The following is a 14087-nucleotide window of genomic DNA, read 5'->3' as shown; positions in this document are numbered from 1 at the left end:
CAAGGTCTCGTTCTCAGGACCGCATGACGAATGGATCCTGAACGTCATCGCTCAGCTCGCACCACACGCTCTTGGTCTGCAGGTATTCGTCCATCGCCTCGATGCCGTTCTGGCGCCCGGTGCCGCTGGCCTTGTAGCCACCGAAGGGCGAGTTGAAGGTCATCGCGCGGTACATGTTGACCCAGACCGTGCCGGCCTGGAGTCGTCTTGCCATGCGGTGGGCGCGCCGAATGTCGAGCGTCCACACGCCTGCCGCGAGGCCAAACGGAGTGCCGTTGGCCAGAGAGATCGCCTCCTCCTCGTCCTCGAAAGGAATGACCGAAAGGACCGGGCCGAATACTTCATTCTGAGCGATGAAGCTTGTCGGCTCGACCTTGGTCAGGATGGTCGGCGAAAAGAAGAACCCGTTCGGAAGCGTTGCTGGGTTGGCGCGGTGTCCGCCATAGACGATCTCTGCGCCTTCCGAGACCGCCCGTGCCACCATGCTCTCGTCTTTCTCGAGTTGCTGGCGGGTGGCGACAGGGCCCATCTGCGTGTCGGCTTCCAGTGGATCACCGATCTTGATTGCAGCTGCGCGCCTGGAGAGCATCTCCATCACGTCGTCGTGGATGGAGCGATGAACGAGGGCCCGCGAACCGGCGACGCAAGTCTGTCCGGCCGCGGCGAAGATGCCGGCCAGCAGACCGGCTTCGGCCTGCTTGAGATCGGCATCGGGGAAAACGATGTTGGCGCTCTTGCCGCCGAGTTCGAGCGTCGCCCGGGCCAGTCGCGCGGCGGCGCGGACGCCAACGGCGCGGCCGGCTTCGACGCCGCCGGTGAAGGCCACCTTGGCGACGTCGGGATTGTCGATCAGGGCTTCGCCGGTGGTGCGGTCGCCGGTAACGACGTTCAGCACGCCCCTGGGGATGCCGATCTCCTCGGCGATCCTGACCGCCTCGATCATCGAGGCCGGGGTGACTTCCGACGGCTTGATGACGACGGTGTTGCCAGCGGCAAGCGCGGGCGCGACCGCCATGACGGTGAGGAACAGCGGCGAGTTCCACGGCATGATGACGCCGACGACGCCGAGCGGCTCGCGGAGCGTGTAGTTGAGCACCGAGGTGCGGTCGATCGGGATGACCCGACCCTCGATCTTGTCGGCCAGCCCGCCATAGTAATAGAGCCAGTCCGGCACGATCCGCGCCTGGAGGATCATCTCGTTGAGCAGCTTGCCGTTCTGGGCGGTCTCGATCCGGCCGATCTTCTCGGCATTCTCGTTGATCGCGTCGGCCCAGCGCATCATCAGCCGGCCGCGCCGCGTCGGCGAGATTTCGCGCCATTTGACGAAGGCGTCGCGGGCCGCCTGAACGGCGTCGGAGACGTCGTCGGCGTTGCCAAGCGCGAAGTGACCCCAGACGTCGCCCGACGTCGGATTATAGGTGTCGAAGGTCTTGCCCGAAGATGCCGACTGGGCCGCGCCGCCAATCCAGTGGGTGTAGGTTTCAGGTTCTCGAGCGACTGCCTCGTTCACGGGCAACTCCCAAAAATAAAAACATTTGATCTTTTATAAAACGCTCCACGGGAGAGTGTCAAGCCGAAGGCAGATCGCTCAAATCGTAGGCAACTCCGGGCTTTCCCGGGCGGTTTGCGTTCTGGCGGAGACGAGGGAGCCCTGTTGACATCCGGTCCCAACCTCATTCACATTGAAAAAATAAAGAGTCTTGATCTTTCGACTGGACAGAGTCTCCGATACGGAAAATTCCAGGCGGCTTTGGGAGCACTGGCCCGCAATGATTGAAGTGCTGAACGGCGGACTCCAGACGACGATCCAGGACGGCGGCCGCCCGGGATACCTGGCACGTGGCATCCCGCCTGCCGGGGCGCAGGACTTCTACAGCCTGGCGATCGCCAATCTGCTTGTCGGCAACGAGTTGACGCCGCCGCCGCTCAGCCGGGCCGCGCCCGGTGGCGCGGGACTGGAAATGCTGGTCAAGGGCGTCAGCCTTCGCTTCGGCGCGGACAGCGTGGTGGCGCTTGCAGGCGCCGACATGCCGGCGACGCTCGACGGCGAGCCGGTGGAGCGGTTCAAGCCGATCAGGATTTCGGCCGGCAGCGTACTGACCTGCGGCGCGGCGCGCTCGGGCGCGCGGGGCTACCTCGCGATTGCCGGCGGGATCGATGTGCCCGAAGTGCTCGGCAGCCGCGGCACCTATGTGCGCGGGTCGCAGGGCGGGCTCGAAGGCCGGGCGCTGAGAAAGGGCGACACGCTGAAGACGCTGGCGCCATCCGCGGATCTCGAGCGCCTCGCCGGGCGCAGCCTTGGCGATCTGCCGACCGGACCCGAGGAAGCGACGGTGATCCGGGTGGTTCTCGGCCCTCAGGATTTCATGTTCACCGACAAGGGGATCGAGACCTTCCTGTCGGCCGAGTGGCGGCTCTCGCCAGTATCCGACCGCATGGGCATGCGGCTGATCGGGCCGCCGCTCGAACTCCATCCGCGACCGGATTATCTCACCCGCGACGCCGGCTCCGGCCCGGCCGACATCGTCGACGACGTCATCCCGGTCGGCGGCATCCAGGTGCCGGGCGGCATCGAGCCGATCGTCATGGGTGTCGAAAATCCGACTGCCGGCGGCTACGCCAAGATCGCCACCGTGATCTCCGCCGACATCGGCAAGATGGGGCAGATTCCGCCGAAGGGCGCTCTGACCTTCCGCGCCGTCGATGCCGCGGAAGCGACCGCCGTCATCAAGGACATCTGGCAGCGCCTGCGCGACGCGAAGGCCGCGCTCGACGGCGGCCGGTGAGGGACGACAGCATGGCCGGCACGATCGATATCAACTGCGATTGCGGCGAGAGCTTCGGCAACTGGTCGATGGGGGCCGACGAGGCGCTGATGCCGCTGATCACGACGGCCAACGTCGCCTGCGGCTTCCACGGCGGCGACCCGCTGGTGATGCAGCGGACGGTGGCCGACGCTCACCGCAACGGGGTCGCCGTGGGCGCCCATCCGGGCCTGCCCGACCTGGTCGGTTTCGGACGACGGCGGATGGATATCTCGCCGGCCGAAGCCTACGCCGCTGTCGTCTATCAGGTCGGTGCGCTGAAGGGGTTTCTCGCGCCGCTCGGCATGACGCTTCATCACGTCAAGCCGCATGGTGCGCTCTACGGCATGCTCAACGACCAGGACGACCTGGCCGCCGCCGTTGCCGAGGCGATCCGCGATACCTGCCCGTCGCCGCTGCTCTACTGGCCGGCGCCGGTCGAGCGCCATGCACTGCCGAGGGCGGCTGCGAAGCTCGGCATTCCGGTCGTCGGCGAGGTCTATTTCGACCTCTCCTATTCGGATGAAGCCAACCTCATGGTCGAGCGCAAGAAGTCGGTCAAGGACCTCGACGACGTCGCGAGCCGGCTTCGGCGGTACCTCGACAAGGGCGAGGTCGTGTCGGTCAGCGGCAAGGCGATCCCCCTTGATGCGCAGACGATCTGCATCCATGGCGACGGCCCCAACGCGGTCGAGATCGCCCAGCGGGTGCGGGCGGTCCTCGAAGAGGACGGCATCGCGGCGGCAAGCTGGCAACCGCCTGCCGGCAGCATGCAACGGAGTGCGACAGCGTGATCTACGACGAGCCCAAATTCCGGCCGCTTGGCGATTGTTATCTCGCCGTCGAGTTCGGCGACGAGGCCGACCTGTCGCTGAACTTCAAGGTGCTGGCGCTGGCCGAGCAACTGCGCAAGGCCGACCTGCCCGGCATCATGGAGATCATCCCCTCCTTCCGTGAACTCGGCGTGCTGTTCGACCGGTTCGAGACCGACTATGACACGCTGCGCGACGCGGTCGGCGCGATCCAGAAGACCGTGGTCGAGGTCGATGAACTGCCGTCGCGGCTGGTCGAATTGCCGCTCTGGTACAACGACCCCTGGTCGGCCGAACTGGCCAATCGCTTCGATGTCCAGAACAACATCGAGTTCGTCGCCGAGTGCAACGGCATCACCGTTGACGAGGTGATCGCGCGCCATACCGGCACCGACTACTGGATCGTCTGCGTCGGCTTCACGCCGGGTTGTTACTTCTCGCTGCCGCTCGACCCGAGCAAATGGCTGAAGGCGCCGAAATACAAGACGCCACGCAGTTACACGCCGGCGCGGCTCGTCGCGCTTGCCGGCTTTTCGACCGGCGCCTATCCGGTCGCCAGCCCCGGCGGGTACCAGGTGATCGGCCGGCTGGCGGTCAACATCTTCGAGCCGAACTCGAAGAGTTCTGTCTTCCCGGAGGATGGCGTCCTGCTCCAGGCCGGCGATCGACTGCGCTACTACAACGTCAATGCGCTCGAGTATGACGACATCTGGGAAGCGGCCCAGGCCGGGACCTTCAAGTACCGGATCACCGAAGAAACCTTCAACGTCAAAGACTACCTGGAGAACCGTCCGTCATGACCCTGACCGCCCGACGGGACATCGCCACGTGAAGCGGGTCCTGATCGCCAACCGCGGCGAGATCGCCTGCCGCGTCATTGCCGCCTGCCGGACGCTGGGGCTGGAGTCGGTCGTCGTCTATTCGGATGCCGACGCAAAGGCCCGACACGTTCGTCTCGCCGACCGCGCGGTGCATATCGGGCCGTCCCGGGTCGATCGCAGCTATCTCAATGTCGAGGCGATTCTCGAGGCGGCGCGGGCGGAATCGGTCGATGCCATCCACCCGGGATACGGACTGTTGTCGGAGAGCGCGGCCTTTGCCCGCGCGGTCGCCAAGGCCGGCCTGATCTGGGTCGGGCCGGCGGCCGAAACCATCGACGCTATGGGCGACAAGGGACGCGCCCGTGCGATCGCCGAGGCGGCCGGCGTGCCGGTGTTGCCCGGCACGGAACGCTTCCTCGAACTCGATGTCGAGGAACTCGCGCACCGCGCCGCGCCGATCGGTTTCCCGCTGCTGGTCAAGGCGGCGGGTGGCGGCGGCGGCATCGGCATGCGCCAGGTCGACCGGCTGGAGGATCTTGCCGGCGTCGTTCAGACGACGCAGGGCATGGCGGCGCGCGCCTTTGGCGACGGCACCGTCTATCTCGAACGGCTTGTCTCGCGCGCCCGTCATATCGAGGTGCAGGTCTTCGGCTTCGGCGATGGACGCGCGGTCCATCTCTATGAACGGGAATGCTCGATCCAGCGGCGCTTCCAGAAGGTGATCGAGGAAGGGCCGTCGCCGGTCGTCGACGAGTCGACTCGCGCCGAGATGACCGCGGCTGCCGTGGCGCTGGCCGAGAACCAGTCCTATGCCGGGGCGGGGACGGTCGAGTTCATCTTCGATGATGAGACCGGCAAATTCTATTTTCTCGAGATGAATACCCGCATCCAGGTCGAGCATGCGGTGACCGAGATGATCACCGGCGTCGACCTGGTGCAGATGCAGTTGCGCCTGGCGGCGGGCGCTCAGCCGACGCTGACCCAGGACGATATCGGGCGCAGCGGACATGCGATCGAATGCCGGATCTATGCGGAGAACCCGGCGAAGAAGTTCATGCCGTCGCCCGGGCGGCTGGATCGCGTCGTCTATCCGGCGGCGAGCGATCACGTCCGAGTCGATACCGGTTTCGAGCAGGGCGACGAGATCACGTCCTTCTACGACCCGCTGATTGCCAAGATCATTGTCCGCGGCGAAGATCGCGCCGATGCGCTGGCGCGCTGTCGGGTGGTGTTTGGCGATATCGCGGTGGACGGCGTGGCGACCAACATCGCGCTGTTGCGCACGGTGTTCGATCACCCGGCCTTCATCGATGGCACGACTTTCACCGATTTTCTCGACAGGCACAGGGACGATCTCCTGGCGCCTGCCTGATTACCGACCAACCTGACGCCGCGATGCGCGGCGATCTGCGGAGACCATTCCCATGGCCGAACAAGTCAAGACCGAATCCCCGGGCAATGTCTGGAAAGTGCTGGTCAAGGAAGGCGACACGGTCGCCGAGGGCGACGTCCTCTTCATCCTCGAAGTGATGAAGATGGAATTTCCCCACGAGGCGCCGCGCGCCGGAAAGGTGACCAAGGTGACCATCACCGAAGGTCAGGAAAATGTCGACGGCGACTTCGTCGCTGTCGAGATCGAATAGCGGTCGAGAGGACAGTCACATGGCGATGAAGACGAGCGGTGCGCACCCGGGTGCGCTGGTGACGAGGGCTCTGCCTGACGGGGCGATGCGGCTGGTGGTTTCGGTCCTGCTGATCCTTGCCGGTACGGCGGTGCTCGCCATCGCGGCCAAGATCAAGGTTCCTTTCTTTCCGGTGCCGATGACCCTGCAGACGCTTGCGGTCGTGGCCCTTGCCTCGGCCTATGGCGCCCGCCTCGGCGTCCTGACCGTGCTGGCTTATCTCGCCGAAGGCATGCTTGGCCTGCCGGTCTTCACCAATACACCGCCGCTGATCGCCGGCCCGGCCTACTTCATGGGGCCGACCGGCGGCTTCCTGGCCGGTTTCGTCGCCATGGCGGCGATCGTCGGGGCGGCCGCGGACCGTGGCTGGGCGGCGTCCTGGCCGAAGATGTTCGGCGCGATGCTGGCCGGCGAGGTGCTGATGATGGCGCTCGGCCTCGTGTGGCTCGCCTGGTTCGCCTCCCTGTCGAGCGGCGCTTCGGGCCTCGGCCTTTCTACGGCCTTCTCGGCCGGCGTGATGCCGTTCATCCTCGGCGACCTGTTGAAGATCGCCCTTGCGACGCTGTTCGCGCTGGCCCTTTCATCGGGCACCCGCCGGGCGCGGTAGCCCGGACTTGCGACGCCCCTAGGGCGCCGCGCCCTCCATCATCAAGGTCACGGCGCGGTCGGCAACGGCAAGTGCTGCGGCGTTGGTGTTGCCGGAGACGATCGACGGCATGATCGAGCAGTCGAAGACGCGCAGCGACTCGACGCCGCGCACCTTCAGCCGCGCGTCGAGCACGGCGGTCGGGTCAGAGTCCGGCCCCATGTGGCAGGTGCCGACCGGGTGGTAGTTGGTCTTCACCGTTCGCTTGCAATGGGTTTCCAGGTCGGCGTCGCTGACCCGGTCCTTGCCGGGGAAGATTTCCTGCGAGACGAGTTCACGAATGGGATCGGTGGCCAGAACCTCGCGGCCGAAGCGGACGCCGGCCATCTGCAGCTTGAGGTCGTCGGGATCGCCGAAGAAGTTGCAGTCGACCACCGGCATGTCGCCCGGATCGGCGGAGCGAAGCGTGACCGAGCCGCGGGCCTTGGGGCGAAGGACGCAGGGCGTGAGGGTGATGCCATGCGACGGTGCGACGCCTGAGACATCGCGGTCGAGATAGACCGACGGCACGCAATAGAGCTGGATCGAGGAATCCTCCTCGTTGCCGAGCGGGTCGATGAAGGCGCAGGCCTCGACGCCGGTCGAGGTCACCGGACCGGTCTTGAACATCAGGTATTGCAGGCCGTTCCGCAGCATCGCCAGGCCCTTGTCCTGGCCGAAATAGCCGAGCGGCTGGTTGATCGAGGCGATGACCGGGACCTCGTGATGGTCCTGCAGGTTCTGGCCGACGCCGGGCAGGTCGACGGCGACGTCGATGCCGTGCTGGCGCAAGTGATCGGCCGGGCCGACGCCGGAGAGCATCAGGAGCTTTGGCGTGATGTAGGAGCCGGCAGTGAGGATGACCTCGGTCGCGGCATGGGCGCGACGCTCGGCGCCGTCATGGAAGTAGCGGACGCCGGTGGCGCGACCGTCCTCGATGATCAGGCCGGTGGCGCGGGCGTCGGTGAGAAGCGTCAGCCGCGGATTGTCGATCACCGGGGCGAGGAAGGCGTCGACCGCATTGCTGCGGCGCTGGGTGACACCGTTGATGGTGTGCTGCATGAAGCCGACGCCACGCTGGTGGGCGCCGTTGAAGTCGGGATTGAAGGCGTAACCGAGCCGCTGCAGCGTCTTGACGAAGGTCTGGCTGACGATGTCGTGGTGGCCGAGATGCGAGACCTTGAGCGGGCCGTCGGTGCCGTGGAATTCGCCGCCGAGGTGGTCGTTGCCCTCCAGTGCCTTGAAGTGGGGCAGGAGGTCGCGATAGCTCCAACCCGACCCCTGGCCGAGATAGCGATCCCAGCGATCGTAGTCGGCGGCGTTACCGCGCATGTAGACCATCGCGTTGACCGAACTGCCGCCGCCGAGCAGTCGCGCCTGCGGGATGATCGGCGCGCGCCCGTCGAGCTGCGGCTGCGGCGTCGAGTGGTGCATCGTCAGGAATTCGTCGCTGCCGAGATACTTCATGTATCCGGCCGGCATTCCGAGCAGCCGTGGCGACTTGCGCGGGCCGGCCTCGAGCAGCAGGACGCGAGCGCCGTAGCGGTCGACGAGCCGGTTGGCGGTGACGCAGCCGGAACTGCCACCGCCGACAATGATGTAGTCGTAGTCAGTTCGGGTCGTCACAGTCGACATTGCGTCGTCACCAACTGATGAAGCCGGCGTCGGCGGAAACGATCGAGCCGGTCATGATGCTGGAGGCATCCGAGGCGAGGAAATGGACGACTGAGGCGATTTCGTCGGGTCGGCCGAGACGTCCCATCGGTGTGTCCCGAAGCCAGTCCTTCATCATCTCCTCGACGCCTTCGACAGCCCAGACAAGGGGCGTGTCGATATAGGTCGGCGCGACGGCGTTGACCCGGACACCCCGGTCCGCCCATTCGGTGGCGAGCGAGCGGGTCAGGTGATGCACGGCTGCCTTGGAGGCGTTGTAGTAGGACTGCTGCTGCGGCCGGTTGACGATGAAACCGGACATCGAGCCGATGTTGACGATCGCGCCGCTGTTGCGGGCCAGCATGTGCCGGCCGAAGGCACGATTGCACCAGAAGACGCCGTTGAGATTGACGTCGTTGACGTTGAGCCACAATTCGTCCTCGACCTCCTCGGCCGGCGTGCCTGAGCGGGCGATGCCGGCGTTGGCGACAAGGATGTCGACCGCGCCGTGGCGCGCCACGACATCGTCGGCGACCCTGGTGACCTGTTCCGAATTGGTGACGTCCATGATCTCGACATCGGCGTCGAAGCCCGCGCCCTTCATCTCGGCGCGGCCGCTCTCGGCGACATCGCGATCGACATCGGCGATGACGACTTTGGCGCCGGCCTCGGCAAGGGCGTGACAACAGGCAAGGCCGATCGCCCGGCCACCACCCGTGACGACGGCGACGCGGCCGTCGAGGTTGAACTTTTCAAGATACATTGACGCCTCTCCCCTGGGGGAGGGACACGGAATCGATCGATCCGTGTCCCTCTACTCTTCTTTTCGTTGATCGTCGCGCCGAGGTCCGGCGTGACGGCATTCTGGCGCCGGTCAGGCAGGCATCTCGATCTGGATCTTCACCGATCCCTTCGGCTGGCTGGCAGCCAGTTCGAAGGCCTGGACGCTCTCCTCGAAGGGGAAGGTCTCGGTGATCAGCGGCGCGACGTCGATCGAGCCGGAGGCCAGCATGGCGATGCAGCGCGGATAGACATGGGCGTAGCGGAAGACGTGCTCGATGCGGACTTCCTTGACGCAGCCGAGCGACACGTCGTGCTGGAACGGCGACAGGGGGATGCCGATCATCACGGCGACGCCACCGGGGCAGACCACATCGAAGATCTCGCTGGCCGCCTTCTCGTTGCCGGAGCATTCGAAGACCACGTCGGCACCCCAGCCGTCGGTCTCGCGGGACACCGCGTCGGCAAGGCGCTGGGAGCGGACGTTGATGCCGACCACCGCGCCGGGGACCTTGGCAAGGCTCTCGGCGATGGCGAGCTTGGCGTCGTCGACATCGGCAATGATGACGCGGGCGCAGCCGGCGGCGAAGGCGGCGAGCAGCGTGACGAGGCCGATCGGCCCGGCGCCGATGACGACCGCGATGTCGCCCGGTGTGATCCGCGCCTTGACGGTGCCGTGAACGCCGACGGCGAGCGGCTCGACCATGGCGGCGGCGGCGAAGGAGACGTTGTCGGGAAGCTTGAAGGTGAAGTCGGCGGGATGGACGACGGAGGGGCGCAGCACGCCGTGGACCGGCGGCGTGGCCCAGAAGCGCACGGCCGGATCGAGATTATACATGCCGAGGCGCGAGGCCTTGCTGTTGGGATCGGGAATGCCGGGCTCCATGCAGACGCGATCGCCGACCTTGAGATCGGAGACCTCCGATCCGGTCTCGGTGATGACGCCGGAGGCCTCGTGGCCGAGGATCATCGGCTCACGGACGATGAACTGGCCGATGCCGCCATGGGTGTAATAGTGAACGTCGCTGCCGCAAACCCCGACGGTCTTCATCGCGATGCGGACATCGCGGGGCCCGAGCGTCTCCTCGATCGCGATATCGCGCAGCGAGAGGTCGAGCTTCTTTTCCAGGACAAGTGCTTTGGTCATTATTCCGTTCTTTTCTTCAACCGCGTTTGATGATGAACCAGCCGAGGACGATCGATATCGCGGTTGCGAAATAGAGCGATAGCCCAAGTGGTTCGAGGAAGCGCATCCACAACAGATTTAATGCGATGAAGACGACCACGGCAATGAACCCACGGTCGAAAGCGTTGGTCTCGATCGGCAGGAAACCGGGCTTCTCTTCGTCGTCGGGTCCGCTCATCGCGTTATCCCTTCACTGCGCCAAAGGTCAGGCCGGCGACAATGTGCTTCTGGACCAGGCCAAGGAAGATCAGGGCGGGTAGAAGCGTCAGCATCGCCGTCGCAGCCATCAGGCCCCAGTTGGTCCCGGTCACGGTGACGAATTCGGCCAGGCCGGTAGTGATTGTCCGGGCGTCGACGCTGGTCAGCGTTGCGGCGAAAAGATACTCGTTCCAGGCAAAAACCCAGGTGAGGATGGCGGTCACCGCCAGACCCGGCCGCGCCAGCGGCAGGATGATCCTGGTCATCACCTGCCAGAGACTGGCGCCGTCGACCAGGGCCGCTTCGTCGAGTTCCTTCGGAATTCCGTCGATGATGTTGCGCAGGATCCAGATGGCGAAGGGCAGGTTGAAGACGCAATAGAGCAGGATCAGCCCGAGCCGCGTGTCGTAGAGCCGCCATTCGCCGATGGAAAAGGCCTGGGTGTAGAGCAGGAAGAGCGGCAGCAGGAAAACCGCCGGCGGCGCCATCCGGTTGGTGATCGTCCAGAAGAAGATGTTCTCCTTGCCGACCAGCGGAAACCGCGACAGGGCATAGGTCGCCATCAGCGCCAGGGTCGTCACCAGGAACGAATTGCTCGTCGCCACGACGATCGAGTTGAACATGTATTTCTGGAAGGTCGGATTGTTCAGCGTCTCGATGTAGTTCTGCCAGTAGATGCTGTCGAGGATGAAGCTCGGCCGACCGAACAGTTCGGCCCGGCTCTTCGCCGAAATGACGAACATCCAGTAGATCGGGAACAGCGTCACCAGGCTGGCGCCGCACCAGAAGAGAAGATTGATACCGCGTCGGGGCTTGAACATCAGTTCACACTCTTCTGCCCACGGCGGGCGACAAGGCCGACATAGAGCAGCCAGCACAGGACGATCGTCAGGAACAGCGTCACCAGCGAGACGGCAGCGCCGTAGCCGTAGTCGGTCTTCGGGAAGACCACCCGCCAGATGTAAAGACCGATGTAGCGCGTCGTGGCCGCCGGACCGCCGCCGGTGAGCATCCAGATCTCGTCGACGGTGCGAAGCGCGTCCATCATCCGGATGAAGACGGTGGCAAGGATCGCCGGCCGCAGGAAGGGCAGGGTGACGTACCAGAAGATCTGGAAGCGGCTGGCGCCATCGATCTGGGCCTGTTCGAAGGGCTCCTTGGGGAGCGACGACAGGGCGGCCAGCAGCGTCAGGGTGACGAGCGGCGTCCAGTGCCAGATGTCCATGACGACGGTGGTGAAGAACGCCTGGTCGGCGAAGCTGCCGATCCGGTAGTCGTAGCCGAAGAACGTGTCGAGAAAGTAGGGCAGGGGGCCGAGGCCGGGCACGGTCAGCAGGCGCCAGGTGGCGCCGACGGCGATCGGGGCGACCATCAGCGGCAGGGCGTGGATGGTGCGGAACAGGCCCTTGAAGGGGAAATCCGAGAGCATCAGCCGGGCCAGCATATAGCCAAGCACCAGTTCGCTGAGAACGACGAAGAAGGCGAAGCGCGCCGTCTGCCAGATCGAGAAGATGAACTGATCGTCGAAAACCAGCTGCCGGTAATTGTCGACGCCGGCAAAATGGGGCGTCGGGTCGGCCGCGAAGGCGTTCCAGTGGACGAAGCTCGTCACCAGGACATAGAGGAACGGCACCACCCCGAAGATGAACAGGATAACCAGGGTCGGCGCCAGCAGCAGCCAGCCGGTCTTCTGCGAATTCATTTCGTGTTGCCGCCGAACTTGTGGCCCGAAGCAGGAGCCGTCGCACAGAATCTGGAGCGGGAAACCGGGGCGGCCGAGGCCGCCCCGGTCCCGGGAGGAAGCGCTTACTTCCGGTAGCCGAGCTTGGTCAGTTCGGCCTCGGCGGCTTCAGCCATCTTGTCGAGTGCTTCGTCGGCCGTAAGCTGGCCGATGATCGCCTCGTAGAAGAACGGAGCCGTCGCTTCGCGAACCTGCGCGTGGAACGGATAGGGAGGCGCGCCCGCGAAGAGCGGACCCTTGTCCTTGAGCAGGGTGTAGTAGCCGTCCAGTTCGGCGTCCATCTTCATGACATCCGGATCGGCGTAGGTGGCGGTGTGCGTGATGCGGGGTGCGGCGATCGCCCATCCCGGCTGCACTTCGTCCTGGCCGATATACTGGAGGAACAGGAGAGTCGCTTCCTTGTTCTTCGAGGAATGCGGGATGCCGAACGCGCCGCCATCGTAGTAGCCGATATAGCCGGTTCCGCCTTCGACTTCGGCCATGACTCCATCGGAGAGCGGCGGCAGCGCCACGCCGACATTGCCGACGACGTTGGACTTGGTGTCGTCCGCGGCAATCCATGCGGCGTTCTCGCCATAGACCAGGCCCTGGGCGGCGCGGCCGGCGGCGAAGGTAGCCGCAACCTCGTCCCAGGTGCTCTGGGTGGCCTCAGGCGGCGCGTCGTTGAGCAGGTCGAGCCAGTAGGCCAGCGCTTCCTTGGCCTTCGGGCCATTCATCGATCCGCCATTGGCGACCGATGCCGCATAGTTGTTGCTGGCGTCGATGCCCCAGTTGTAAACGCCGAAGGTCGGGCCCCAGCTTTCGAAGAACTCGTACCACGACGCCGGGTGGCCTGAATGCGCCTGGACCGTCGTGCCCCACAACTCCATGTCGTGGTCCTTGCCCCACTGGGTGAAGAAGTCGGCGATGTCCTTGTACTGCTGGTGGGTGGTCGCTGGGGCGAGGTCGTAGCCGTATTTGGCCTTGAACGCGTCCTTGGCTTCCTGGTCGCCGAACAGGTCCTTGCGGTAGAGGTAGATCTTGACGAAGGCCTCCATCGGAACGCCGAAGACGTCGCCGTCGTCGTTCTTGAAATAGTCGATGAAGGAGGTGAATTCGTCGAAGTTGAAGGTCGGCGCCTTCAGGTCCGGGTTGTCGGCCAGCGCCTTGGTCAGGTCGACGAGGAAGTCGCGGGACAGGTAGCTGTAGACGATGTCCTGCTCGATATAGACGAAGTCATAGATGCCGGTATTGGCCTCCATGTCCTTGATCGCCTTGTCGTACATCTGGTCCCACGACGTCGCCTCGAACTCGACCTTGATGCCGGTCGCTTCGGTGAAGGCGGGGGCCAGCACGTCCTTGACGTAGTTGGATGGCGGTGTGCTTTCGGAGACGCCGCGAATGGTGACGCCCTCGTAGGCCTTGCCCGCATCCGACCAGAAATCGGCATGCGCAGCGGAGGCCCCCACCATCATCGCGATGGCGGTCAGTGCGGTAGATGCCGCAAATTTCCTCATGTCATCCCTCCCAATTCGGAACCGCCGCCACACTCGATGCCGTGGCTTGGATCACCATCCGAACGTAGTCGGTGGCGCGGTTCATTCTTGCCCGTCACCGCGGCGCGGTTCTCCCTGGGCAGGTCGGATGATGACGCCGAGGCGGCTCCGTCGGCCACACAGATTCAGGCTGCCGACTATGCAATTTTTGGAAATCATCATTTCACGGAGTCTTTGTCCCGACGGTCCGGAGCGCAGCGTTCAGGCCAAAACCCATGATACGAAAACACCATCGGTGTCCTGACGAGAA

14 protein-coding genes are annotated in these 14087 nt (G+C 64.8%); 6 read left to right on the top strand and 8 right to left on the bottom strand.

Annotation, left to right across the window (positions count from 1 at the left end):
- Positions 1-13 precede the first annotated feature (13 nt).
- Entirely contained in the window at positions 14-1510 is a 1497-nt protein-coding gene (locus BLT60_RS01325) for an aldehyde dehydrogenase (protein WP_175478238.1), read from the bottom strand.
- Between the two features lie 259 nt (positions 1511-1769).
- Between BLT60_RS01325 and BLT60_RS01320 the strand changes: the two genes are divergently transcribed.
- From BLT60_RS01320 to BLT60_RS01295, 6 genes are read left to right on the top strand one after another with little or no spacing between them, the layout of a single operon-like run.
- Complete coding sequence (locus BLT60_RS01320) at positions 1770-2786, top strand: 5-oxoprolinase subunit C family protein (protein ID WP_090874410.1); 1017 nt, start codon at positions 1770-1772, stop codon at positions 2784-2786.
- An 11-nt stretch (positions 2787-2797) separates the two neighbouring features.
- Entirely contained in the window at positions 2798-3598 is an 801-nt protein-coding gene (locus BLT60_RS01315) for a 5-oxoprolinase subunit PxpA (RefSeq protein ID WP_090874409.1), read from the top strand.
- A complete protein-coding gene (locus BLT60_RS01310) occupies positions 3595-4416 on the top strand; it encodes a 5-oxoprolinase subunit B family protein (RefSeq protein WP_175478237.1) in 822 nt (273 codons plus the stop codon). Before BLT60_RS01315 ends, BLT60_RS01310 begins: the two co-directional genes overlap by 4 nt.
- Before the next feature lie 28 nt (positions 4417-4444).
- A complete protein-coding gene (locus BLT60_RS01305) occupies positions 4445-5809 on the top strand; it encodes an acetyl-CoA carboxylase biotin carboxylase subunit (RefSeq protein ID WP_090874407.1) in 1365 nt (454 codons plus the stop codon).
- 52 nt (positions 5810-5861) lie between these two features.
- Positions 5862-6080 carry an acyl-CoA carboxylase biotin carboxyl carrier protein subunit gene (locus BLT60_RS01300; protein ID WP_090874406.1) on the top strand — a complete coding sequence of 73 codons (219 nt, stop codon included), beginning with the start codon at positions 5862-5864 and terminating at the stop codon, positions 6078-6080.
- Between the two features lie 19 nt (positions 6081-6099).
- Entirely contained in the window at positions 6100-6726 is a 627-nt protein-coding gene (locus BLT60_RS01295) for a biotin transporter BioY (protein ID WP_090874405.1), read from the top strand.
- 18 nt (positions 6727-6744) lie between these two features.
- On the opposite strand, the gene BLT60_RS01290 is transcribed toward BLT60_RS01295, so the two are convergent.
- The 7 genes from BLT60_RS01290 to BLT60_RS01260 all read right to left on the bottom strand — a co-directional run bounded on the left by BLT60_RS01290 (position 6745) and on the right by BLT60_RS01260 (position 13798).
- Positions 6745-8379: a GMC family oxidoreductase gene (locus BLT60_RS01290; RefSeq protein ID WP_090874404.1), complete on the bottom strand. Its 1635-nt coding sequence runs from the start codon at positions 8377-8379 to the stop codon at positions 6745-6747.
- A gap of 7 nt (positions 8380-8386) precedes the next feature.
- Entirely contained in the window at positions 8387-9160 is a 774-nt protein-coding gene (locus BLT60_RS01285) for an SDR family NAD(P)-dependent oxidoreductase (protein WP_090874403.1), read from the bottom strand.
- Between the two features lie 111 nt (positions 9161-9271).
- Positions 9272-10324, bottom strand: a complete 1053-nt coding sequence (locus tag BLT60_RS01280) for an NAD(P)-dependent alcohol dehydrogenase (protein WP_090874402.1) — start codon at positions 10322-10324, stop codon at positions 9272-9274.
- A gap of 16 nt (positions 10325-10340) precedes the next feature.
- Positions 10341-10541 carry a DUF2160 family membrane protein gene (locus BLT60_RS01275; RefSeq protein ID WP_090874401.1) on the bottom strand — a complete coding sequence of 67 codons (201 nt, stop codon included), beginning with the start codon at positions 10539-10541 and terminating at the stop codon, positions 10341-10343.
- A gap of 4 nt (positions 10542-10545) precedes the next feature.
- On the bottom strand, positions 10546-11382 hold the full coding sequence (locus BLT60_RS01270; protein WP_090874400.1) for a carbohydrate ABC transporter permease: 837 nt from the start codon (positions 11380-11382) through the stop codon (positions 10546-10548).
- A complete protein-coding gene (locus tag BLT60_RS01265; RefSeq protein WP_090874399.1) occupies positions 11382-12263 on the bottom strand; it encodes a carbohydrate ABC transporter permease in 882 nt (293 codons plus the stop codon). The genes BLT60_RS01270 and BLT60_RS01265 overlap by 1 nt, the downstream gene beginning before the upstream one ends.
- A gap of 104 nt (positions 12264-12367) precedes the next feature.
- Positions 12368-13798, bottom strand: coding sequence for an ABC transporter substrate-binding protein (locus BLT60_RS01260; RefSeq protein ID WP_090874398.1), 1431 nt, complete (start codon positions 13796-13798; stop codon positions 12368-12370).
- Positions 13799-14087 lie beyond the last annotated feature (289 nt).

Origin of the sequence: Bauldia litoralis, from assembly GCF_900104485.1 — a bacterium.
Lineage (GTDB): Bacteria > Pseudomonadota > Alphaproteobacteria > Rhizobiales > Kaistiaceae > Bauldia > Bauldia litoralis.
The sequence above is the reverse complement of the archived record's forward strand: the minus strand, read 5'-3'. Positions and strand labels throughout refer to the sequence as shown.